General features: G+C 64.7%; 22 protein-coding genes. 15 read left to right on the forward strand and 7 right to left on the reverse strand.

Annotated features, from left to right (window positions below):
* Nucleotide 1 precedes the first annotated feature (1 nt).
* Both ACODSP_RS10625 and ACODSP_RS10630 read right to left on the reverse strand, forming a co-directional pair.
* On the reverse strand, nucleotides 2-925 hold the full coding sequence (locus ACODSP_RS10625) for an RNA polymerase factor sigma-32 (RefSeq protein WP_488965572.1): 924 nt from the start codon (nucleotides 923-925) through the stop codon (nucleotides 2-4).
* A 197-nt stretch (nucleotides 926-1122) separates the two neighbouring features.
* A complete protein-coding gene (locus ACODSP_RS10630) occupies nucleotides 1123-3225 on the reverse strand; it encodes a protein-disulfide reductase DsbD family protein (RefSeq protein ID WP_488965573.1) in 2103 nt (700 codons plus the stop codon).
* Between the two features lie 229 nt (nucleotides 3226-3454).
* On the opposite strand from ACODSP_RS10630, the gene trxB reads away from it, so the two are divergent.
* From trxB to ACODSP_RS10645, 3 genes are all read left to right on the forward strand, one after another.
* On the forward strand, nucleotides 3455-4408 hold the full coding sequence (trxB, locus tag ACODSP_RS10635; RefSeq protein ID WP_488965574.1) for a thioredoxin-disulfide reductase: 954 nt from the start codon (nucleotides 3455-3457) through the stop codon (nucleotides 4406-4408).
* A gap of 321 nt (nucleotides 4409-4729) precedes the next feature.
* Nucleotides 4730-5641 carry a LysR family transcriptional regulator gene (locus ACODSP_RS10640; RefSeq protein ID WP_488965575.1) on the forward strand — a complete coding sequence of 304 codons (912 nt, stop codon included), beginning with the start codon at nucleotides 4730-4732 and terminating at the stop codon, nucleotides 5639-5641.
* Between the two features lie 328 nt (nucleotides 5642-5969).
* On the forward strand, nucleotides 5970-6224 hold the full coding sequence (locus tag ACODSP_RS10645; protein WP_054166072.1) for a hypothetical protein: 255 nt from the start codon (nucleotides 5970-5972) through the stop codon (nucleotides 6222-6224).
* A gap of 24 nt (nucleotides 6225-6248) precedes the next feature.
* On the opposite strand, the gene ACODSP_RS10650 is transcribed toward ACODSP_RS10645, so the two are convergent.
* The gene (locus tag ACODSP_RS10650; RefSeq protein ID WP_488965576.1) at nucleotides 6249-6824 is read right to left on the reverse strand and encodes a hypothetical protein; all 576 of its coding nucleotides are present in this window, start codon (nucleotides 6822-6824) and stop codon (nucleotides 6249-6251) included.
* Nucleotides 6821-7441 carry a hypothetical protein gene (locus ACODSP_RS10655; RefSeq protein ID WP_488965577.1) on the reverse strand — a complete coding sequence of 207 codons (621 nt, stop codon included), beginning with the start codon at nucleotides 7439-7441 and terminating at the stop codon, nucleotides 6821-6823. Before ACODSP_RS10655 ends, ACODSP_RS10650 begins: the two co-directional genes overlap by 4 nt.
* Nucleotides 7442-7700: 259 nt before the next feature.
* On the opposite strand from ACODSP_RS10655, the gene ACODSP_RS10660 reads away from it, so the two are divergent.
* From ACODSP_RS10660 to ACODSP_RS10695, 8 genes are all read left to right on the forward strand, one after another.
* A complete protein-coding gene (locus ACODSP_RS10660; protein ID WP_054166075.1) occupies nucleotides 7701-8123 on the forward strand; it encodes a VOC family protein in 423 nt (140 codons plus the stop codon).
* An 11-nt stretch (nucleotides 8124-8134) separates the two neighbouring features.
* Complete coding sequence (gene pdeM, locus ACODSP_RS10665) at nucleotides 8135-8851, forward strand: ligase-associated DNA damage response endonuclease PdeM (RefSeq protein ID WP_488965578.1); 717 nt, start codon at nucleotides 8135-8137, stop codon at nucleotides 8849-8851.
* Nucleotides 8852-9090: 239 nt separating this feature from the next.
* Nucleotides 9091-10569: a cryptochrome/photolyase family protein gene (locus tag ACODSP_RS10670; RefSeq protein ID WP_488965579.1), complete on the forward strand. Its 1479-nt coding sequence runs from the start codon at nucleotides 9091-9093 to the stop codon at nucleotides 10567-10569.
* Between the two features lie 15 nt (nucleotides 10570-10584).
* The gene (locus tag ACODSP_RS10675; RefSeq protein ID WP_488965580.1) at nucleotides 10585-11919 is read left to right on the forward strand and encodes an NAD(P)/FAD-dependent oxidoreductase; all 1335 of its coding nucleotides are present in this window, start codon (nucleotides 10585-10587) and stop codon (nucleotides 11917-11919) included.
* A gap of 5 nt (nucleotides 11920-11924) precedes the next feature.
* Complete coding sequence (locus ACODSP_RS10680; RefSeq protein ID WP_488965581.1) at nucleotides 11925-12737, forward strand: DUF1365 domain-containing protein; 813 nt, start codon at nucleotides 11925-11927, stop codon at nucleotides 12735-12737.
* Complete coding sequence (locus tag ACODSP_RS10685; RefSeq protein ID WP_488965582.1) at nucleotides 12734-13969, forward strand: class I SAM-dependent methyltransferase; 1236 nt, start codon at nucleotides 12734-12736, stop codon at nucleotides 13967-13969. The genes ACODSP_RS10680 and ACODSP_RS10685 overlap by 4 nt, the downstream gene beginning before the upstream one ends.
* Before the next feature lie 10 nt (nucleotides 13970-13979).
* Nucleotides 13980-15287 carry an MFS transporter gene (locus tag ACODSP_RS10690; RefSeq protein ID WP_488965583.1) on the forward strand — a complete coding sequence of 436 codons (1308 nt, stop codon included), beginning with the start codon at nucleotides 13980-13982 and terminating at the stop codon, nucleotides 15285-15287.
* 34 nt (nucleotides 15288-15321) lie between these two features.
* Complete coding sequence (locus tag ACODSP_RS10695; protein WP_488965584.1) at nucleotides 15322-15888, forward strand: DUF3833 domain-containing protein; 567 nt, start codon at nucleotides 15322-15324, stop codon at nucleotides 15886-15888.
* A gap of 298 nt (nucleotides 15889-16186) precedes the next feature.
* Here ACODSP_RS10695 and ACODSP_RS10700 read toward each other — a convergent pair whose 3' ends face one another.
* The 3 genes from ACODSP_RS10700 to ACODSP_RS10710 all read right to left on the reverse strand — a co-directional run bounded on the left by ACODSP_RS10700 (nucleotide 16187) and on the right by ACODSP_RS10710 (nucleotide 17443).
* Nucleotides 16187-16492 carry a PspC domain-containing protein gene (locus ACODSP_RS10700; RefSeq protein ID WP_488965585.1) on the reverse strand — a complete coding sequence of 102 codons (306 nt, stop codon included), beginning with the start codon at nucleotides 16490-16492 and terminating at the stop codon, nucleotides 16187-16189.
* Between the two features lie 76 nt (nucleotides 16493-16568).
* Nucleotides 16569-17243: a PspA/IM30 family protein gene (locus ACODSP_RS10705; protein WP_488965586.1), complete on the reverse strand. Its 675-nt coding sequence runs from the start codon at nucleotides 17241-17243 to the stop codon at nucleotides 16569-16571.
* Nucleotides 17244-17299: 56 nt separating this feature from the next.
* Nucleotides 17300-17443, reverse strand: a complete 144-nt coding sequence (locus ACODSP_RS10710) for a hypothetical protein (protein WP_158659668.1) — start codon at nucleotides 17441-17443, stop codon at nucleotides 17300-17302.
* Nucleotides 17444-17714: 271 nt separating this feature from the next.
* Between ACODSP_RS10710 and ACODSP_RS10715 the strand changes: the two genes are divergently transcribed.
* From ACODSP_RS10715 to ligA, 4 genes are all read left to right on the forward strand, one after another.
* Nucleotides 17715-18683, forward strand: coding sequence for a homoserine kinase (locus ACODSP_RS10715; RefSeq protein WP_488965667.1), 969 nt, complete (start codon nucleotides 17715-17717; stop codon nucleotides 18681-18683).
* Nucleotides 18680-19144 (forward strand): ribonuclease HI, encoded by a 465-nt coding sequence (gene rnhA / locus ACODSP_RS10720; protein ID WP_488965587.1) that lies wholly within the window; start codon nucleotides 18680-18682, stop codon nucleotides 19142-19144. The genes ACODSP_RS10715 and rnhA overlap by 4 nt, the downstream gene beginning before the upstream one ends.
* Nucleotides 19145-19276: 132 nt before the next feature.
* A complete protein-coding gene (locus ACODSP_RS10725) occupies nucleotides 19277-19576 on the forward strand; it encodes a ribbon-helix-helix domain-containing protein (protein ID WP_054166083.1) in 300 nt (99 codons plus the stop codon).
* A gap of 81 nt (nucleotides 19577-19657) precedes the next feature.
* Nucleotides 19658-21793, forward strand: coding sequence for an NAD-dependent DNA ligase LigA (ligA, locus tag ACODSP_RS10730; protein WP_488965588.1), 2136 nt, complete (start codon nucleotides 19658-19660; stop codon nucleotides 21791-21793).
* The last annotated feature ends 64 nt before the right edge of the window (nucleotides 21794-21857 follow it).

The following is a 21857-nucleotide window of genomic DNA, read 5'->3' on the forward strand; positions in this document are numbered from 1 at the left end:
CTCACGCCATCGCCATAGCCCCTGCCCGCCGGCCCAGCGCCAAAGGGGGTGGAAGGTTGGGCGGCAGCGTCGGGGCTGCTTCCACCTGCGACCGCACCCGCCGCACCACCTTCTTATAGGCACCGCTTTCGATCTGGCGGATACGCTCCTTGCTGACGCCGTAATGCTGGGCCAGCCGTTCCAGCGTCACCGGCTGATCGGCCAGATTGCGGGCCGCAAAGATATGGCGCTCACGGTCACCCAGCTGGGTCAGCGCATCCGTCATCAGGGCGCGGCGTGCCGTCAACTCGCCCTTCTCGGCCAGCCGTTCCTCCACGCTTTCCGTCTCATCGGCCAGCATGTCGATGGCTTCATGGTCACCATCCTCCCCGACGGTCACGTTCAGGGAACTGACCGGCGTGGCGAAACGGTGCTCCATCTCGCGCACATCCTCGATACTGGCGGAAAGCGTCTGGGCGACCAGGGCCGCCTCCGCATCGCTCATCACCCGGTCATGGATGCCCAGCCGGCGCTGTGTCTGACGCAGGTTGAAGAACAGGCGCTTCAGGGTGGCGGTATTGCCGCCCTTCAGCAGCGACCAGTTATGCAGCACGAAGGACTGCACCTCCGCCCGGATCCACCACAGGGCATATGTCGCCAGACGGAAGCCGCGCGTGGGGTCGAAACGCTGCACCGCCTTCACCAGCCCGATATTGGCCTCCGACACCAGATCGGCGACGGGCAGGCCGGAACGGGCATATTTGCCGGCCACCTTGACGGCCAGACGCATATGGGAACGGACAAGCTTGTCAAAGGCGCGGCGATCCTGGCGCTCCGTCCAATCGCGGGCCAGCTGCGCCTCCTGTTCGGGCAGCAGCATCGGGTACCGGTTGGCCTGGGCCGTGAAGGTCCTCAGAACATCTGCGCTTTCGCCGTAATGGGCCATGATCTGTCTCCCCGGAAGATGCTGGCCGCACGGGCAGCCGCACGCATCTCCCGTCTTAGAATAATTCTAAGATAGGATGCGGGGGTCGGTGCCGCAAGACCGGCTGGCGTCATATCGCCAAGGACATAGCGGCCCTACGCTTCCCGCATCACTGCTCGGGAAACCAACAACGCTGGGTGGCGAATGGTTCCGTGCGATCAGGCGTTGGGCAGACCGGACAGGGCGTCCAGCACAATGCCTTCGGTCAGGATCTGCGGCAGGATCACCGGTTCCGCCTTGCCCGGCAGATAGACGAGGTAGAGCGGCACACCACTGCGCCCGTGGCTTTCCAGGACGCGGGCGATGGTGGCGTCACGGTTGGTCCAGTCGCCCTTCAGATAGGCGACACCCTTGGCCTTCATGGCGGCCTTTACGGCATCGGTCGACAGGGAGGTGCGTTCATTGACCAGACAGGTGACGCACCAGGCCGCCGTGAAATTCACGAAGACCGGCTTGCCCTGCCCCGTCAGCTCGGCCAGCTTCTCTGCGGTCCAGGGCTGGTAATCGCTGCTGGCGGGCTTGGTGCCGGCCACCTGTTCCGGTGCCGGAACGGTCCGCGCGGTACTGGCGCCCGCCACCGCCCCGCCCAGGGCCAGGACGGCCAGCAGGCTGCCGAAGGCGCGTCCCGCCCCGCCCGACAGGCGTGTCTGGCCATAGACCCAGGCGGCAAAGGCGATGGCGACCATGCCGGCCAGAACGGTGGCCAGGGCCGCCGGCCCCGCCTGAATCGACAGGACCCAGACCAGCCAGGCGGCAGATGCATAAAGCGGGAAGGCCAATGCCTGCTTCACCCGCTCCATCCACAGACCCGGTCGCGGCAACCGCCTCAGCAGGGCCGGGCTGAACGACAAAGCCAGGAAGGGCAGCGCCATACCCAGGCCCAGGGCCAGGAACACCGACAGGGCCACGGGCCAGGGCTGGGTAATGGCGAACCCCAGGGCAGTGCCCATGAAGGGCGCGGTACAGGGCGTCGCGACCACGGTCGCCAGCACACCGGTAAAAAAGCTGCCGGCCAGCCCGTCACGGCCCGCCAGCCCCTGCCCCACCCCCATCACCGATCCGCCCAGGGTGAAGACACCCGACAGCGACAGGCCCAGCAGCAGCATGACATAGGCCAGGATGGCGACCACCAGCGGGTCCTGCAGCTGGAAGCCCCAGCCGATGGCGGCACCCCCGGCGCGCAGCGCGATCAGGGCACCGGCCACGACGGCAAAGCAAGCCAGAACACCGGCGGTATAGGCCAGCCCATGCCGGCGGGCATGCCCCGGCCCATGCTGCAACAGGGCCAGCGCCTTCATCGACAGGACGGGGAAAACGCAGGGCATCAGGTTCAGCACCGCACCACCCAGCAGGGCCAGCAGCAGGGCCGTGGCCCAGCTTGTCTGCCCATCCCCACCCGTGGATGCCGGGGCGGCGGCCCCCACCGCCGCCGCCACCGCAAAGGCATGGCGCACCGACTGCCCGTCCAGTTCCTCGGTAAAGGACAGGACACCCGTCACCGGCCCGGCGGGCAAGGCACCACCGGGCACCAGCGACAGGGTCAGACCATCGGCCCCCAGGCGCAGTTCCTGTGCGGCGTTGGCGGAGGCGACCTTGTAATCATGCGGGAAGAAGAAGACCTCGCTGATCTTCCCCTTGTCGAGGCTAGGGGCGGCCAGGATCAGGCGGTGGGCCTTGTCGCCGGGCGACAGGGTCGCCGTATAGGGGCTGGGCACCGGCAGGCTGGCGCGGGCCCTGGTGAACAGCGTCGCCGCCTCCGGCTCCACCGCCGCCGTTGCCGCCACCACCGGCACCGCAATCGACAGGTCCGCCGATTCGGGGATGCAGATATCCTCACAGACCAGCCAGTCGACCTTGGCATCCAGCGTCACCGCCTGCCCCGGCGTGGCATTGGCCGGCACCGTCAGGGGGACCAGCAGATGCACCTGATCGGCATAGCCGAAATTGACCAGCGGCCCGATGGGGAAACGCTGCGGCGCCGGCCAGGTGATGGCGTCGGCCTTCCAGCCCTCCGGTAGGGTCCATTTGATCTCGGTCGGGATGCCGCTGTCGCCCGGATTGATCCAGTAGGTGTGCCAGTGCGGGCGGATATTCTGGGTCAGGGCGGCCCACACCGTCTGTCCCGGTGCCACGCCCTGGGTTTCCAGGGTGATGAAGGTTTCCACATTGTCGGTCGCCACCAGATTGGACCGCACAGGGGCCGCCTGCACGGCACCGGCCAGCAACAGGGCGCACAAGGTGGAAAGGCCGAATTTCTTCATCACCGAAACCCATGGGAAAGCAAAGGCGTCTCTCTATGTAGTGTGACCTTGGCCTTGGGGCCAGTGCGGCTTTGTTTCAAGTTGTGTCATCGTGACGGGGCCATTGCCCGCCCGCCATCGCCCCTGTAGGGTCGCAACCCCGCCCCGCGCCCGTGCATCTTGCCGGATGCGCCCCACCGCCCCCATCTTCGGGCGGCAGACAATCCAACGCCGTTCCCAAGGAAGCATCATGGCGACCCATCGTTCCAAGGTCCTGATCATCGGCGCCGGCCCGGCCGGCTATACCGCCGCCATCTATGCCGCCCGCGCCAGCCTGGAGCCGGTGCTGGTGCAGGGCATGACGCCGGGCGGACAGCTGACCATCACCAAGGACGTGGAAAACTATCCCGGCTTCGCCGACCCGGTCGAAGGCCCTTTCCTGATGGAACAGATGCGGGCGCAGGCCGAACGTTACGGCACCAAAATGTTCTATGACATCATCACCGATGTCGATTTCACCAAGCGCCCGTTTGTGTGCAAGGCCGACAGCGGCGATGAATTCGTGGCCGACGCCGTGATCATCGCCACGGGCGCGCAGGCGCGCTGGCTCGGCATTCCGGGCGAAGAGCACTACCAGGGCGGCGGCGTCTCGGCCTGCGCCACCTGTGACGGGTTCTTCTTCCGAGGCAAGGAAGTAGCCGTCATCGGCGGCGGCAACACCGCCCTGGAAGAGGCGCTTTACCTGACCCACCACGCATCGAAGGTCACCCTGATCCACCGCCGCGACAGTTTCCGCGGCGAACGCATCCTGCAAGAACGCGTGGCCGCCCATCCCAAGATCGAAGTGGTCTGGGACAGCGTGGTGGAGGAAATCCTGGGCAAGGGCGGCTCCAGCTTCACCGACCCGAAGCTGGTCACCGGCGTGCGCCTGCGCAATATGAAGACCGAGGCCGTCACGGAACGTTCGCTTGACGGCGTGTTCGTGGCCATCGGCCATGACCCGGCCACCAGCGTGTTCAAGGGCAAGGTCCGCATGGATGACGAAGGCTATATCGTCACCGACCCGGACAGCACCCGCACCGACATCCCCGGCGTCTATGCCGCCGGCGACGTAAAGGACAAGGTGTTCCGCCAGGCCGTGACGGCGGCGGGCATGGGCTGCATGGCCGCCCTGGAAGTCGAAAAGTTCCTGGCCGGCCACTGATTCGACGCCGGCATCAAGGCCGATGCCAAAGATTATGTGAAAAGGCCAAGGGATGGGGGCGGAGTCGCCGTTTCCATTTCCTGGCCTTTCTTCATTTTACCACTTTCGCAGGGGTATTCCGTGTCCGTCCTTCGGCGAACTGTTGCAAGAACAATACGATAGCTAGCGGTAAATCGACATTTTGGTGACAAGCCCTAGCATTGACGGCAGGGGCTGTATATCATCCATGCGTCGGGCGCATTCCCGTGTTCGACCAACAGACAGGGCGCCTGGGACGTCATCCGGCGTTCGGCAGTTGCGCCACTATCTAGGGACGGGTCCATGGACTGGGACAAGCTTCGCGTCTTTCACGCTGTGGCGGAGGCGGGCAGCTTCACGCATGCGGGGGAAACCCTGAACCTCAGCCAGTCGGCGGTCAGCCGGCAGATCAGCGCGCTGGAGGAAAGCCTCCATGTGCCGCTGTTTCATCGCCATGCGCGCGGGCTGATTCTGACGGAACAGGGTGAATTGCTCTACCGCACCGCGCGGGAGGTGTTTGCCAAGCTCTCGATGACGGAGGCCATGCTCTCCGAATCGAAGGAGCATCCGAAGGGCCCGTTGAAGGTCACCACCACCATCGCGCTCGGCTCCACTTGGCTGACGCCGCGGGTGAAGGATTTCCTGTCGCTCTATCCGGATGTGCAGCTGACGCTGCTGCTGGACGATAATGAGCTGGACCTGTCGATGCGCGAGGCGGATATCGCCATCCGCCTGTCGGCCCCGCGCCAGCCGGATCTGATCCAGCGTCATCTGATGACGGTGCGCGTGCACCTGTACGCTCACAAGTCCTACATCGAAAAGCGCGGCATACCGCAGTCGGTGGCGGAACTGGACCAGCATGACCTGATCGCCTATCCGAACGAGGCGCGGGCGCCGGTCACCAATATCAACTGGGCCCTGCATGTCGGCGACCCACCGGGTGGCGAACGCCACACCGCGCTGCGCGTCAACAGCCTGTACGCCATGTTCCGTGCCGTTCAGTCCGGCCTGGGCATTGCGTCCCTGCCCGACTATGTCGTCGACAACCAGCCCGACATCGTCCGCATCCTGCCGGAAGTGAGCGGGCCGCGCATCGATGCCTATTTCGTCTACGCCGAAGAACTGCGCCATTCCAAGCGCATCGCCGTGTTCCGTGACTTCCTCGTAAAGAAGGTTGCTGAGACCTTCCCATCGAGCCATGCATCAAACGCATAACTCAGGCTTGGCTTCACCCCTGGTATAATCGGCCCGGATGCTTAAATCTTGAGCCATCGCTGCTGCGACGCAGCAGCGACGTTTCGCCCCGATTTACCCGGTCGGGGTTGGGTCCTTGACCCAGCGTCTCCCAGACGTGAAGCCTCCCTGTTCAACTCGGCCGGAAACCTTATGGTTTTCCGGCCGTTTTTTTATCTGCCCATATGTTGATCAGCCCCACGCCCGAAATTCCGGCACAGGGCGGACGGCCTCAGTCTATCCCATTGTGCATTTCACGCTGGGTACAGCCTGGATTATGATGCAGCCGTAAACATCGGGGCAGCCGATCATGGCGATCAACGGTATCAACAGTTCAGGCACCTATACCGCCCCGGCCCCACCCCCGCCGGAGGGGGCGCCCGGTCGCCGTTCTGCCGACCCCGCACCGGCCCCGCCGCCACCCCGGCCTGCCCCTGCCCCGCAATTGCCCGACCGCAATCTGGCACCGGTACGTCCCGTGACGCTGGAACCCGTGCGCCCCGTCACCCTGGCCCCGGTACAGCCGGTGCAGTATCGCGGCTATATCATCGATATTTCGGCCTGACGATCAGGCAGCAGAAGCAGCGCGTCAGGCGCTTTGCTTCTGCTTGTCCGGATTATGGGCGCCCAGTGCCGGGGGCTCGGACAGATCGCCCTCATGCGGCTTCACATCAACGATGCTGAAGCCACCATCTTCCGGGAACCGCATCAGCACCTTGCGCCGGGCACGCGGCATGTCGCTGGCAAAGAAGAAGACATAGCGGCCTTCATCCCACAGACGCGTGATATTGCTGGGCTCCAGCGGGGAGGCCGCCTCCGGGCGGCGGCGGACACAGATGATCCAGCCGGTTTCCGACAGGCCGCGCCGTTCATCCATGACCAGCACGCGGCGGTCCTCCGCCTCCAACTGCTCGATCATGCGTTTCAGGTGATCGGTGCGCGATTGCAGCTCGTCCGCCTCATGATCATCCTGACCCGCCGTCAGGCGCTGGCCCAGGCTTTCGCGGGCAAGGGCGCGGATCTTGTTGCTCAGCGCCTGCTGACGCCGCCGCAGCTCGACCATCGCCTTTCTTGCTTCCTTGAGGCTGTGATTGGCCTTCAACACTGTCGGCTTCATCGACAGGAAGACAATCATCAGCATCAGGGCGATGGAAAAGCCGCTCATGCCGGCTCCATTTCCGGATCGGCAGCGGTTTCCACACCGCCCCCTTCCTCACTGTCCTTGGGCGCTGCGGCCCCGGTCAGGGCCTGGGCAAAGACAGCCTTGAAGCCCGACGCCTTGGGATAGACCCGCTCGAACTCCGCCTTGGCCTCCTCCGGTCCGCGCGCCCAGACATGCACGGGACAGGGCTGCGCCCAGGAATTGTCGTAGAAGGGATGCTTCTCGCCCCGCTTCACCTGATGCGAAACCGAGCTGTTGAAGACCAGGAATTCGTACGGCTTGTTGGGGAACTGCTCCGCCCCGATCATGCGCACAAAGCGATGGGGGCTTTTTTCCAGTTCGCGGATACGGCCCTTCAGGCCCTTTTCCTCACGCTGTGCCGTGAACAGATGGGTCGCGGCACCGGCAGCGGTATTCTTGCGCGCCTCCACCCGGTTGGACAGGCCGGTTGCGATGCGGGCATAGCGCGCCAGCCGGCTGCGCATCATCGTCTCATGGCCCTGCGCGCGGATGATCCGACCCCAGACATAGGCAACCATCGACACCATCACGTTCGCGGCGACGGAGGCCACGAAGGTGATCACTGCAAACCGGACCAGTTCGATGATGCCGTTGAGCACAAGGTGCCTCGGAAAGTATCCAACCGATTTATTGTAGTGAAAGTTTCAAATCCTTGAAAGAGGCATTAAACAGGACCGAAATCGCAGCCAAACCATTGGCCGCTCAACTGAAAATGCCCTGTTCAATTCAATGGCTGGTGTGGCACCGGGTCGTCATGCCCAACAGATTGCGTGGGCTGCCGAACGATGGTCAGCCTGGCCTTGCGGTTTGCCGGCCGCTATGTGTGAATGGCAACAGACAGAGGGCGGAGAACCCGGCATGGAACAGCGCATCACCCTGATCACCCTTCGCGTCGCCGACGTGGCGCGGTCGCGGGCCTTTTATGAGGGGCTGGGCTGGAAAGCCGCGAGCGGCAGCCAGCCTTCCTTCGCGTTTTTCCAGATGGGCGGCATGGGCCTGGGCCTGCTGGCCGCAGACAGCTTTGAGAAGGAGATCGCGGGCGATGCCGGCAAGGTGACGCATGGCCCCACGATGCTGGCGCATAATGTGCGCGGCAAGGCCGACGTGGACCGGCTGGTCTCCTTCGCCCTGACCCAGGGCGGGCGGCTGGTGCGGGCCCCGGCGGATCAGTTCTGGGGCGGTTATTCCGGCATCTATGCCGACCCGGACGGCCATTACTGGGAAATCGCCTTCAACCCGTTCTGGCCGTTGGCCGAAGACGGGTCGGTCACCCTGGACTGACCGGGCGCGCCATGGACATCCTGCTGAACGGCGCCAGTTTGAAGGCCGATCCCGCCGGGGCCCTGTTCTGGCCCACGCGCGGCTGGCTGCTGGTGGCCGACCTGCATCTGGAGAAAGGGTCGGCCTTTGCCCGGATGGGACAGTTCCTGCCCCCCTATGATACCGCGGCCACCCTGTCGCGGCTGGAAGAACTGTGCCGCCAATGGCGCCCCAACCGGGTCGTCTGTCTGGGGGACAGTTTCCACGACCGCGATGCCGCCGCCCGCGTTTCGGACGCCGATGGAAGTCGCATCGCGGCCCTGACCGCGGCCCATGACTGGGTCTGGATCGCCGGCAACCATGACCCGGCCCCGCCGCCCGGCTGGGGCGGCATGGTGGTGGCGGAAGAATTGCGGGAGGGGCCGTTGGTCCTGCGGCACGAGGCGGTGAAGGACCGGATGGCGGCGGCGGGCGAAATCTCCGGCCATTACCATCCCAAGGCAGCGGCATTGGTGCGGGGCAAGCGGATCAGCGCGCGCTGTTTCGCGGGCGACGGTCGGCGCATGATCCTGCCGGCCTTTGGCGCCTATGCCGGTGGTCTGAACGTTCTGGACCCCGCCATTTCCGGCTTGCTGCACCGGCCATTCCAGGCCTGGATGCTGGGCACCGCCCGCCTGTTCCCCCTGCCCTGCACCCGCCTGTCGGCGGACCATGCCACCCGGCGCGAGAGTGCCACCGCACGGGGGTGAAAGGACAAGCCCCCGGATGCGGGGGAGACATCCGGGGGCAACAACAGGCCGGCAGCCAAAGGGGGAGAAAAGGGATGGCCGCCGCCGTTAAAACTAGCTAGGGCCCCCGCAGGCCGCGTCAACCGGGATGGATAAAAAATAATCTTCGCAAAAGGATAGAGGTCGGGGTGATCCAAGGCAGCACCGGCGACGTATCATCAGTGAACTCTGATGTTATACCCGGAAGCATGCCTCATCCGATGACCGATCCGCGTCCCATCATCGTCTGGTTCCGCCAGGATCTGCGCCTGGCCGACAATCCCGCCCTGCACCACGCCGTGGAAAGCGGGCGGCCCGTCCTGCCCGTCTATGTTCTGGACGATATCACCCAAGGCGCCTGGAGGGCCGGTGGCGCCACGCGCTGGTGGCTGCATCACAGCCTGACGCATCTGTCGGCGGCATTGGAACGGCTGGGGTCGCCCCTGCTGCTGCTGCGCGGGCCGGGTGACGCCGTGATCGGTGATCTGGCGGCGCGGGTGGATGCGGCGGAGGTCGTCTGGAATCGCTGCTATGAACCCTTTGCCATTGAACGCGATTCACGCCTGAAGGCGGCCTTGAAGGGCAAGGTGAAGGTCACCAGCCATAAGGCTGCCCTGCTCAACGAACCCTGGGAAGTGCTGACGGGCCAGGGCACGCCCTACAAGGTCTTCACCCCCTATTGGCGGGCCTGTGTCGCCGTCACCAATCCGGAACGGCCCCTGCCCGCCCCAGACCGGCTGCCCCCCTGCCCCAACCGTCCGCAAGGTGATGCGCTGCCCGACTGGGCCTTGCTGCCCACCCGGCCCGATTGGGCGGGCGGGTTCCGGCGGACCTGGGCCGATGGTCTGGGCGTCGGTGAGGCGGCGGCATCCGCGCGCCTGACGCAGTTCCTGTCGGACGGTGCCGCCCATTACAGCGCCGGGCGCGACGTGCCCGGTATCGACGGCACCTCGCGCCTGTCGCCGCATCTGCATTTCGGCGAAATCTCCCCCCGTCAGGTCTGGCACGCGGCCAAACTGGCGGGCGATCGGGGCAGCGAGGCGTTCAAGGCGCAGATGGACAGTTTCCTGCGCGAGATCGGGTGGCGGGAATTCTGCCATTCCCTGCTGTATCATTTCCCCACCCTGCCCGAACGCCCCCTGTCACCGGCTTTCGAGGCATTCCCCTGGACCCGCGATGACAAGGCCCTGGCCGCGTGGCAGCGGGGACAGACCGGATATCCCATCGTCGATGCCGGCATGCGCCAACTCTGGGCCACGGGCTGGATGCATAACCGCGTGCGGATGATCGTGGGGTCCCTGCTGGTCAAACATCTGCTGCTGCCCTGGCAGGCGGGAGAGGATTGGTTCTGGGACACGCTGGTCGATGCCGATCTGGCCAATAATGCCGCCGGCTGGCAATGGATCGGGGGTTGCGGGGCCGACGCGGCACCCTATTTCCGGGTCTTCAATCCCGTCCTGCAGGGACAGAAATTCGATCCCGACGGTCGTTATGTCCGTCATTGGGTACCCGAACTGAAACATATGCCGGACAAATATATCCATGCGCCCTGGACCGCACCGCCGATGGTGCTGCGCGGGGCCGGTGTGAACCTTGGCCGTGACTATCCCGCCCCCATCATTGATCATGCGCTGGGCCGGCAGCGCGCGCTGGACGCCTTTGCCACGATGCGTGGCGGCGATCCGGCGATCCCGGCCTGAAGGAAGGAAGCCCTTATGAAAATCGCGGTTATCGGTGCCGGCATCTCGGGTCTCAGCGCTGCCTGGCTGCTGAACCGTCACGGCCATGATGTGACGGTGTTTGAACAGAACAACTATCTGGGCGGCCATTCCAACACGGTGGATGTGACGGGCAAGAACGGGGAAAATATCCCCGTCGATACCGGCTTCATCGTGTTCAACGAGGCGACATATCCCAACCTGATCGCCCTGTTCGCGCATCTGGGCGTGCCCTCCATGCCCTGCACCATGAGCTTTGCCGTCAGCCTGGATCGGGGCCGTCTGGAATATTCCGGCAGCAATCTGGCCGGCATGTTCGCGCAGAAGCGCAACCTTCTGTCGCCCAGCTATCACCTGATGCTGCGCGACATCGTGCGCTTCTACCGGGAAGCACCGAAGCTGTTGCGCGACCCGGCGGCCATCAACCAGACCTTGGGCGAATATCTGGATGCGGGCCGGTATGGCCACCGCTTCATCTATGACCATCTGCTGCCCATGGGGGCAGCCATCTGGTCCTCCACCATATCGGAGATGCTGGCCTTCCCGGCCCACAGCTTCGTGCGCTTTTTCCAGAACCATGGCCTGATGAAGATCAAGAACCGCCCGCAATGGTATTCGGTGAAGGGCGGCAGCCGTTCCTATGTGCGGGTGCTGGCCGATACGCTGGCCGGACGGTTCCACACCGACCGCGCCATCATCGCCATGCGCCGCACGCCCACCGGCGTCTGGCTGCGCGATACGGAGGGCCAGGAAACCCAGTTCGATCAGGTGGTGATCGGCGCCCATGCCGATCAGGCGCTGGCCATGCTGACCGACGCCGATGAACAGGAAAAGCGCGTGCTGGGCGCCTTCCGCTATCAGTTGAACCGCGCGCATCTGCACCGCGACCCGGCCCTGATGCCCAAGCGGCCAAAGGCCTGGTCGGCCTGGAACTATCTGGCCAACGGCACCCGCGACCGCAACGCCAAGGTGGCCGTCACCTACTGGATGAACGAGTTGCAGGGCATTGACGAGGGCAACCCCCTGTTCGTCACCCTGAACCCGATCCAGCCGCCGCGCCCGGAATATAAGATCAAGGAATTCATCTACGACCATCCCATGTTCGACGCCGCCGCCATCCGCGCACAGGGTGAGATGGCCCGCATCCAGGGTGTGCGCCGCACCTGGTTCTGCGGTGCCTATCTGGGTTATGGCTTCCATGAGGATGGGCTGTCGGCGGGGCTGGCGGTGGCAGAGGCGCTGGGCGCCAAGCGGCCCTGGAACAGTACCGACGTCTCCCCCGCCGGGCGCAATGCCAGGCCGTTGAAGCCCTTCAAGGCGGCGGCGGAGTAACGGCGATGGCGGGAGAGGATGGCCAATCCCACGCGCTGTACCATTGCCGGGTGTTCCACGCCCGGTACCGGCCCTTCCGGCACGCGTTCAATTACCGCGTCTGGTCGCTGCTGCTGGATATCGACCGGCTGCACGATCTGCCAAAACCCCTGACCCATAACCGCCCCGGCCTGCTGTCCATCCAGGACCGCGATCATGGGCGGCGCGACGGGTCGCCCCTGCGCCCCTGGGTGGAGCGGATGCTGGCGGAAAAGGGCGTGCATCTGGATGGCGGGCGCATCCTTCTGTTCTGTTTTCCGCGCGTGCTGGGCTATGCTTTCAATCCGCTGTCCGTTTATTACGGCCATGGACCGGACGGCGCCCTGCGCGGGGTGGTGTATGAGGTGAAGAACACCTTCGGCGATCAGCATTGCTATGTGATCCCCACACCGGGCGGCCTGCTGGACCACGCGCACGCCAAGGAATTCCACGTCTCCCCCTTCTTCGATATCGAAGGGGGCTATCGGTTCCGCCTGTCGCTGCCGGGCGACAGGATCGGCATCGATATCCGTTATGGCGATGATCAGGGTGATTTGCTGGTGGCGACCCAGACGGGGGAACGCCGCCCGCTGACCACAAGCAGCCTGTGGGCGGCCATCGCGCGCCATCCGCTGGTCACCTTGAAAGTCATCGCCGGCATCCATTGGGAAGCGCTGAAGCTGTGGCGCAAGGGGGCGCGGTTCCACCGCCGCCCCGAACCGCCCGTTCGTCTTAAGCCGCTTGCCGAACGACCCGCCCGCTCCATTTCAACCACCGGCCAAACAATGGTGGAACCATGACCGAACAGACCGAAAGCCATCTCCTGGGCCTGGGCCAGACGGCCATCCATTATCGCCCGTCGCGCATGATGCGGCTGCTGATCTCGCTGGCCCCCTCGATCCGGGTTGGCTCCCTGACCATTGTCCTGCCCGACGGGCGTAGCCACCGTTTCGACGGCACCGCACCCGGCCCGCATGGCGTGCTGTATGTCCGCAATGACCGGCTGGCCCGGCGCATGCTGCTGGGGGGCAAGCTGGGCTTTTGCGAAAGCTATCTGGATGGCGACTGGACCAGCCCGGATGTGCCCGCCCTGTTTGAGATGGCGCTGCTGAACGAGACGGAACTGGACCGTGCCATGAATGGCAAGGCCTGGGTCCGGGCGCTGAACTTCCTGCTGCACGCGGCCAAGCCGAACAGCAAGTCAGGCTCCAAGCGCAACATCGCCTATCATTACGACCTGGGGAACAGCTTCTATGAACGCTGGCTGGACCCGTCCATGACCTATTCGGCGGCGGTCTATGCCGACCTGGACAAGCCCGAACCCCTGTACGAGGCGCAGCAACGCAAATATGCGGCCATCGCGGCCCGCATGGATCTGCAACCGGGGCAGCATGTGCTGGAAATCGGCTGCGGCTGGGGTGGCTTTGCCGAATATGCGGCCAAGGTGGTTGGCGCGCGTGTCACCGGCGTGACCATCAGCAAGGCCCAACATGATTATGCCGTGGCCCGCATGGAACGGGCCGGCCTGTCGCACATGGTCGATATAAGGTTGCAGGATTACCGCGACATCACGGAGCAGTTCGACCGCATCGCCAGCATCGAGATGTTCGAAGCGGTCGGCGAACGCTATTGGCCCACCTATTTCAACACGCTGCGCGACCGGTTGAAGCCGGGCGGAAAGGCATCGCTCCAGATCATCACCATCGGTGAGGATCATTTCGAGGGTTACCGCAAGGGTGCCGACTATATCCAGCGCTACATCTTCCCCGGCGGCATGCTGCCCAGCCCCACCCGCCTGAAGGCAGAGGTGGAGGGTGCGGGCCTGAATTTCGACAGCACCGAAAGCTATGGCCTGCATTATGCCCGCACCCTGCGAGAGTGGCAGGTGGCGTTCCAGGCGGCCTGGCCGGCGTTGAAGGACGGGTTCGACACGCGTTTCAAGCGCATGTGGGAACAATATCTCTGGTACTGCGAGGCGGGGTTCAAGGTCGGCACCATCGATCTTGTGCATGTGGGAATTTCGAAGGGCTGAGCGCATCGCCATGCGCGTCGCCCTGCGCCACCTCCTGCCCTATGCATTGCCGGCCCTGCCGCTGGCCATCCTGGTGCTGCCCGTCTATGTGTTCCTGCCCTCGGCCTATGCCCAGGCGGGAATGCCGCTGGCCAGCATCGGCATCGTCCTGCTGCTGTCCCGGCTGTGGGACGGGGTGACGGACCCGCTGGTCGGCGCCCTGTCCGACCGCACCGTCACCCGGTTCGGTCGGCGCAAGCCCTGGATCGCGGCAGGCCTGCCCCTTACCCTTGTGTCGCTCTGGTTCCTGATGGTGCCGGGTGACGGGGTGGGGGCGGCCTATCTGCTGGGCTGGTCCTTTGCCCTGTTCCTGGGCTGGACCATGATGATCGTGCCGTTGACGGCCTGGGGTGCCGAACTGTCGGGCGATTATCACCAGCGCACGCGCATTGCGGGTTTCCGCGAGGGGGCGGCCATCATCGGCACCGTCCTGGCGCTCACCCTGCCCTTTGCCATGGGCGTGGGGGCGGCGGGGCAGGAACGTGACGCCCTGCGCCTGCTGGCCCTTGTTCTGCTGGTGATCCTGCCCCTGTTTACAGTAATCGCGATCATCAGCGTTCCCGAATATCCGCAGCCGGCCAAGTCGCGGCTGAAATTCCGGCGCGGGATGAAAGTGATTTTCGCAAACGGGGCTTTCCGGAAACTGATCGCGGCCTATGTTATCAATGGTGTGGCGAACGGCCTGCCGGCACAACTTTTCCTGTTTTTCGTTCAGCATCTGCTGATGGAGGGGGAACGTGCGGGCCTGCTGCTGCTGTCCTATTTCGCATCTGGTCTTCTGGCGGTGCCGCTGTGGCTGTGGTTGAGCGGAAAATATGGCAAGCATGTCGTCTGGCGCTGGGCGATGTTCTGGAACATCGGCTGGTTCCTGGCCGTGCCTTTGCTGGGTCCGGGCGACTTCACGGCGTTCCTGGTCATCTGTGTGATGACGGGAATGTCGCTGGGGGCCGACCTCATCCTGCCGTCGGCCATGCAGGCCGATGTGGTGGATATGGACACGGCCCGTACCGGCCGGGCCCGCACGGGTCTTTACTTCGCCTTCTGGGGCCTGGCGACCAAGCTGGCAACCGCGCTGGCCGCTCTGGGCCTGACGGTGGCGGGCCTGTTCGGCTTCGACCCCGCCACGGGCGGAACGGAAATGGGGCAGACTGCGCTGCTGTGGCTGTACGCTCTGGTGCCGGTGGTCTTCAAACTGGCGGCCATCGCCATCCTGTGGCGCTGGCCCATCGATGCCGCGACACAGGCCGCCCTGCGTGCCCGCATCGCCGCCCGCACCTGATTTTGTTTCCCCGAAACCCGACGCGGAGAGCGCCATGTTTCGCCGCCTGTTCGTCCTGGCCGGCCTTTGTCTGGCCCTATCCGGGTGCACCAACATGAAACCCGAACAATTCGCCAATCAGAAACCCGCCCTGGCCCTTGAAGAATATTTCGATGGCCATACCCGCGCCTATGGCATCGTGGAGGATCGGTTCGGCAATGTCCGCCGCACCTTCACCGTCGATATCAAGGGCGAATGGGACGGCAAGGTCCTGACCCTGACCGAAGATTTCGTGTGGAATGATGGGGAGCTGGAACAGCGCATCTGGCGCCTGACCCGCGATGGTCCCACCCCCAACGACTGGACCGGCACCACCGCCGATGCCATCGGCCCCGCCAAGGGCCGCGTGTCCGGCAATGCCTATAACATGGTCTATGACTTCAACCTGAAAATGGATGGTAGCCGGACCAAGGTGCGTTTCGACGACTGGATGTTCCTGATGCCCGACGGCGTGCTGCTGAACCGTGCCACCATGAGCAAGTTCGGCATCCATCTGGCCACCGTCACCATCGCGTTCAAGAAGGACGTGGCGGTACGGGAGGCGGTGAAGGCGGCGGAGTGAGGCCGGCGCCTTCAAACTGATGGACTCATACGATCAACCGCCACCCTCCCATTGGTTGACACCAATGGGCCCCTCCCTCTCCCGCCAAGCGGGCGAGGGGCCAAAATTTACGACAGCACCCAAATTCCGCCCCTCGCCCACGAAGGTGGGAGAGGGAGGGGCCCGAACGCGCCAGCGTTTGGGAGGGTGAGGGCAACAACCCCGCAGACCATTCACCCAACCGCCGCCCCCCAAAAAACGAAACAGGCGGGTCCCCCCGGGCCCGCCTGTCTCTCCCCCCGAAGCGGGCGCCGCTGGCTTAGCGGCGCCACTCCCGGTAATCCTCGCCAAAGGCGCGGGCGTAGCGGTCGTACCGGTCATTGCGGCTGGCCACCGGGCGGTTGGACAGGACCAGGGCCGCCACGAAGTAGGCCAGGATCGGGGTACCGCCCAGGAAGATCATCGACAGGATGGCGGCGATGCGCACCCACAGGCGGCTGATCCCCAGCCATTCGGCCACCCCGGCGCAGACGCCGAACAGGATTCCGTTGGTGCTGTCCTTATAGAGCTTCCCACCCTGGAAGCGGCTGGTGAAGCGGTCGAAATGGCGGTTATAGCGGCTCACGTTTCTCTCCATCGTTCCATCGGTTTGGCAGAACCCCGTCGCCCATCCCGGCGCCAGGGGTGAAGTGCAACTCAAATCAGGCGTTGCCGCCACGCTCGGCCACCCGCTTCTTCAGCGCGGCCAGTTCATCCTCGACCCGGCCACGGGCCTCCAGGGTCGCGAACTCGTCCTTCAGGGTGCGGGGTCGGCCCATGGCCATGGCGTCGCCGGCGGCCTCCACATGGTCGATCTCGCGTTCCAGTTCGCGGGACCGGGCCAGCGCCTCGTCCAGGCGGCCATCATACAGGCTGGTCCGGGCCCGCAGCCGGTCGACGGCACCGCGGTAGCGGGTGGCAAGGCTGCGGCGGCGGGCATGCGCCTCGGCCAGCTTGTCCTCCAGGGCGCGGGCATCTTCCGTCATCCGGGCGATGGCCGTTTCCAAGGCCTTGATCTCCGCCTCGGCCGGTGCCGCGGCGCGGCGGATTTCATCCTTGGCCGCCAGGGCGGCGCGGGCCAGGTCCTCGCGGTTATGGGCCAGCGCGATTTCGGCCTTGCGCTCCCATTCCAGCATCTCGAACTCGGCAGCGCGCCAGTTGGCAGCCAGTTCCTTCTTTTCCGCGATCATGCGGACAGTGCCACAGCGTACTTCGGACAGGGTGTCTTCCATCTCCCGGATCGCCTGGTTCAGCGTCTGCTCCGGGTCCGCCGACCGGTCCAGCAGGCTGGCCAGGTTGGCATTGATGACATCACCGAGGCGGTCGATCAGGCCCATTTTCGGGGCTCCTTCTGAAACAGGTGGGGTAGTCGGGTTGGCGGAAGAAGCGTCGATCAGAGCAGAATGTTCAGCATCAGGACCATGACGACCGCGACAACCAGGGCCGGGACCATTTCGGTCAGGCTGGAGATGTTCAGGTCGCCGGTGACCTTGTTGGTGCGGGCGGCGCGCTTGGCGAAGAAGGTCATCGTGCTCATTATCGTCTCCATCGGGTTCGAATTTCGGTGGCCGTTTCAGCCATGCCGACATAACAGCAAGCACCGTGCCAAGTGCCATGGAGACCTAAAAATTGGCTGATTTCCGTCATTTTTGTTTTTGCACTTACCCACCCCCGATCCGGTCGATAGCAAATTCCACCACCGAGTGGCGAAAACCACCATCGTGCCGGAATTTGTTGCGATTGGAACGGTCGCGCAGGACTTTCATGCGCGATTGACCGGCGTGGCGGAACCGGCTACCCATCCCGCCATGGCCGTCTATACCGAAGTTTCCGACGAGGATGTCCGCGCGTTCGTTGCCCAGTATGATCTGGGCGACGTGGTGTCCTGCAAGGGCATCGCCGAGGGCGTGGAGAATTCCAACTTCCTGCTGGTGACCGATAAGGGTCCCTATATCCTCACGCTTTATGAAAAGCGGGTGGACCCGGCGGACCTGCCCTTCTTCTTGGGCTTGATGGACCATCTGGCCGCCAACGGCCTGACCTGTCCGCAGCCCGTGGCCGGCACCGACGGCGTGGCCCTGCGCAGCCTGTGTGGCCGTCCGGCGGTGATCGTCACCTTCCTGAAGGGCATGTGGCCGCGCCGCATCCTGGCCGATCATTGCGCCGGCCTGGGCGAAGGGCTGGCCCGCCTGCATCTGGCGGGCGACGGCTTCACCCTGACGCGCCGCAATTCCCTGTCGGTCGGTGGCTGGCGTCCCCTGTTCGACGCGTCGCGCTGGCGCGCGGATGAGGTGAAGCCGGGTCTGGCCGATGCCCTGGGCGAGGAGCTGGATTATCTGGAGGCCCATTGGCCCAAGGATCTGCCCGCCGGCATCATCCATGCCGACCTGTTTCCCGATAATGTCTTCTTCGCCGATGGCGCCCTGTCGGGCCTGATCGATTTCTATTTCGCCTGCAATGACCAGTTCGCCTATGACGTGGCGATCTGCCTGAATGCCTGGTGCTTTGAGGCTGATGGCGCCTTCAATGTCACCAAGGCCCGGCTGCTGCTGGCCAATTATGACCGTATCCGCCCCCTGTCGGCGGCGGAGCGCGACGCCCTGCCCATCCTGGCACGCGGCAGCGCCATCCGTTTCCTGCTAACCCGCCTCTATGACTGGCTGAACACGCCGGCGGGTGCGATGGTGAAGCGCAAGGACCCGCTGGAGTATCTACACAAGCTGCGTTTTCACCAGCAGATCCGCCACATCGCCGATTACGGGCTGGACCGGTCGTGAGCGAGGGGAACGCCGCAGAAAACGTGGTCGATGCCTTCACCGACGGCGCCTGTTCCGGCAATCCCGGTCCGGGCGGCTGGGGCGTACTGCTGCGCTGGAACGGGACCGAGAAGGAACTGAAGGGCGGGGAGCCCGACACGACCAACAACCGCATGGAATTGATGGCCGCCATCAGCGCGCTGGAGGCCATGAAACGCCCCGTTCCCATGCGCCTGCATACCGACAGCCAGTATGTGAAGAACGGCATCACCACCTGGATTCATGGCTGGAAGAAAAACGGCTGGAAAACCGCATCCAAGGACCCCGTGAAGAACGAGGATCTGTGGCGTCGCCTGGACGATCTGGTCGCCCGCCACAAGGTGGAATTCCACTGGGTCAAGGGCCATGCCGGCCATGTGGAGAATGAGCGCGCCGACCAGTTGGCGCGCGATGGCCTGCGTGAGGCGCGGGACGGCAGCTGACCACAACCTCTGCGCTTGGCGCGTGGCTCAACCATACGGAATGTATACGAAATCGTCGCATGGGCTTTTGCATTCCGCCCCTCGTGCCTATATAAATGTGTGTTGAGTTAACCAACTGAGCCAGGGCGACCCGTGCAGAATCTTCTGCGCATTCTGGGGCAGACCTCTTACGAACAGCGGCGACGGGAAATCACCGTCGATGGCCGCCGGATCAGTGTGTGTGTCAGCGAGGAATGCTGGAACGCGCTGGAGGATATCAGCCTTCAGGAAGGCGTCAGCCTGGAAACCCTGGTTGCCAATGTCGCCCGCCGTTGTGGCCGGCGCAGCCTGTCGCTGGAACTCGACCTTTTCGCCGTCTCCTATTACCAGACCGCCAGCCTTCCCTCCGGCGGCTTGCGCGATGTGGAACCGGCCAATCTCTTGCCCTGCTGACCATTAAGCCCCCATTGCCCGCCGCCGCCGCCTCTCGTACAAGGGACGCCAACCGCCCCCTTTGACAGAGAGCGTTTCGCCATGTCCTCCCCCCGCCGCCTGATCGCCGTCGATGCCCTGACCTTGGAGGACGCGGCCAGCGAGCATGCGGCCCTGGCGGTGGAGATCGGGCACCATCGCGAACGCTACTACAACAAGGCCGATCCGGAGATTTCGGACGCCGACTATGACAAGCTGGAACAGCGTCTGGCCGCCATCGAGGCGCGTTTTCCCGAACTGGTGACCGCCGACAGCCCGACCCAGACGGTGGGTGCCGCCCCCTCCTCCGGCTTTGGCAAGGTGAAGCATGCGGTGCCCATGCTGTCCCTTTCCAACGCGTTCGAGGATGTCGATGTCAGCGACTTTGTGGGCCGCATCCGCCGGTTCCTGAACCTGTCCGACGACATGCCCGTAAGCTTCGTCGCAGAACCCAAGATCGACGGCCTGTCCCTGTCCCTGCGCTATGAGAAGGGCCGGCTGGTGCAGGCGGCCACGCGTGGCGACGGGGCGGAGGGGGAGGATGTGACGGCCAATGTCCGTACCATCCGCGACATCCCGCACGCGCTGACAGCCCCCTTCCCCGACCTGGTGGAGGTGCGTGGCGAGGTCTATATGACCCGCGCCGACTTCCTGGACCTGAACCGGGCGCAGGCGGAAAAGAACGACAAGATATTCGCCAACCCGCGCAATGCCGCCGCCGGGTCGCTGCGCCAGCTGGACAGCACCATCACGGCGGGCCGGCCCCTGCGCTTCTTCGCCTATGCCTGGGGCGCTTTGTCGGAACCGCTGGGTGCCACGCAATGGGAAAGCCGGCAACGGCTGGAAGGCTTTGGCTTCACCCTCTCCTCACCGTCGCGCCTGTGCACGGGAGCCGAGGAACTGCTGGCCTATTACCGCATGATTGGGCAGCAGCGGCCCACCCTGCCCTTCGATATTGACGGCGTGGTCTACAAGGTCGACAGCCTGGCCCTGCAGGAGCGGTTGGGCTTCATCTCCCGCTCGCCCCGCTGGGCCACGGCGCATAAATACCCCGCCGAACAGGCCACCACCCGCCTGAAAGACATCAGCATCCAGGTGGGCCGTACCGGCGCCCTGACACCCGTTGCGGAGCTGGAGCCGGTGAATGTCGGCGGCGTGGTGGTCAGTCGCGCGACCCTGCACAATAAGGACGAGATCGAGCGCAAGGATGTCCGCGTCGGCGATCTGGTCATCGTGCAGCGCGCGGGCGACGTGATCCCACAGATTGTGGGCTTCGTGCCTGAACAGCGCCCCGCCGATGCTGTCCCCTTCGCCTTCCCAGACTGCTGCCCCGAATGCGGGTCCATGGCGGTGCGGGAGGAAGGCGAGGTTGTCACCCGCTGCACCGGCGGCCTGATCTGCCCGGCGCAGGCGGTGGAGCGGCTGCGCCATTTCGTATCGCGCAATGCCTTTGATATCGAAGGGCTGGGGATCGAGCGTATCCAGCTGTTCTTCGAACAGGGCCGTATCAAGCAGCCCGCCGATATCTTCACCCTGGAGGCACGCGAGGAACAGCGCCTGGACCGGCTGATCAGCATGACCGGCTTTGGCAAGAAGTCGGTGGAGAAGCTGTTCGCCGCCATCGAGGCACGGCGCGCCATCGCGCTGGACCGCTTCATCTTCGCCCTGGGCATTCGCCAGATCGGGGAGGCCACGGCCAAGCTGCTGGCCAAGGCCTATCGCACGGCAGAAAACTGGCGCGACCGCATGGTCGCCGCCGCCGCCGAGCGGACGGACAAGCGCGACGAGAAGAAGCCGGAGCTGGTGGGCGAGGCCTATGCCGAGCTGTGCGCCATCGAACAGATCGGCATGAGCGTGGCCGACGATTTGACCGATTTCTTCCGCGAACAGCATAATCTGGACGCCGTCGCCGCCCTGCTGGCGCAGGTGAAGCCGGAGGAATATGTGCCGCCGGCGGCGGCCACCACGTCGCCCGTTGCCGGCAAGACGGTGGTCTTCACAGGTACGCTGACCACCATGGGCCGGTCGGAAGCCAAGGCCAAGGCAGAGGCCCTGGGCGCCAAGGTCGCCGGATCGGTCAGTGCCAAGACCGACTATGTCATCGTCGGCGCCGACGCCGGGTCCAAGGCCGCCAAGGCCCAGGAACTGGGCGTCACCATCCTGTCGGAGGAGGAATGGGCAGCGTTGATTGGGACATGAGACCGGCGGTCGTTCGTAGCGCGGATTAGGCGAAGCCGTAATCCGCGGACTTATGGCCCGACGG

Source organism: Niveispirillum sp. FG156 (assembly GCF_057809555.1).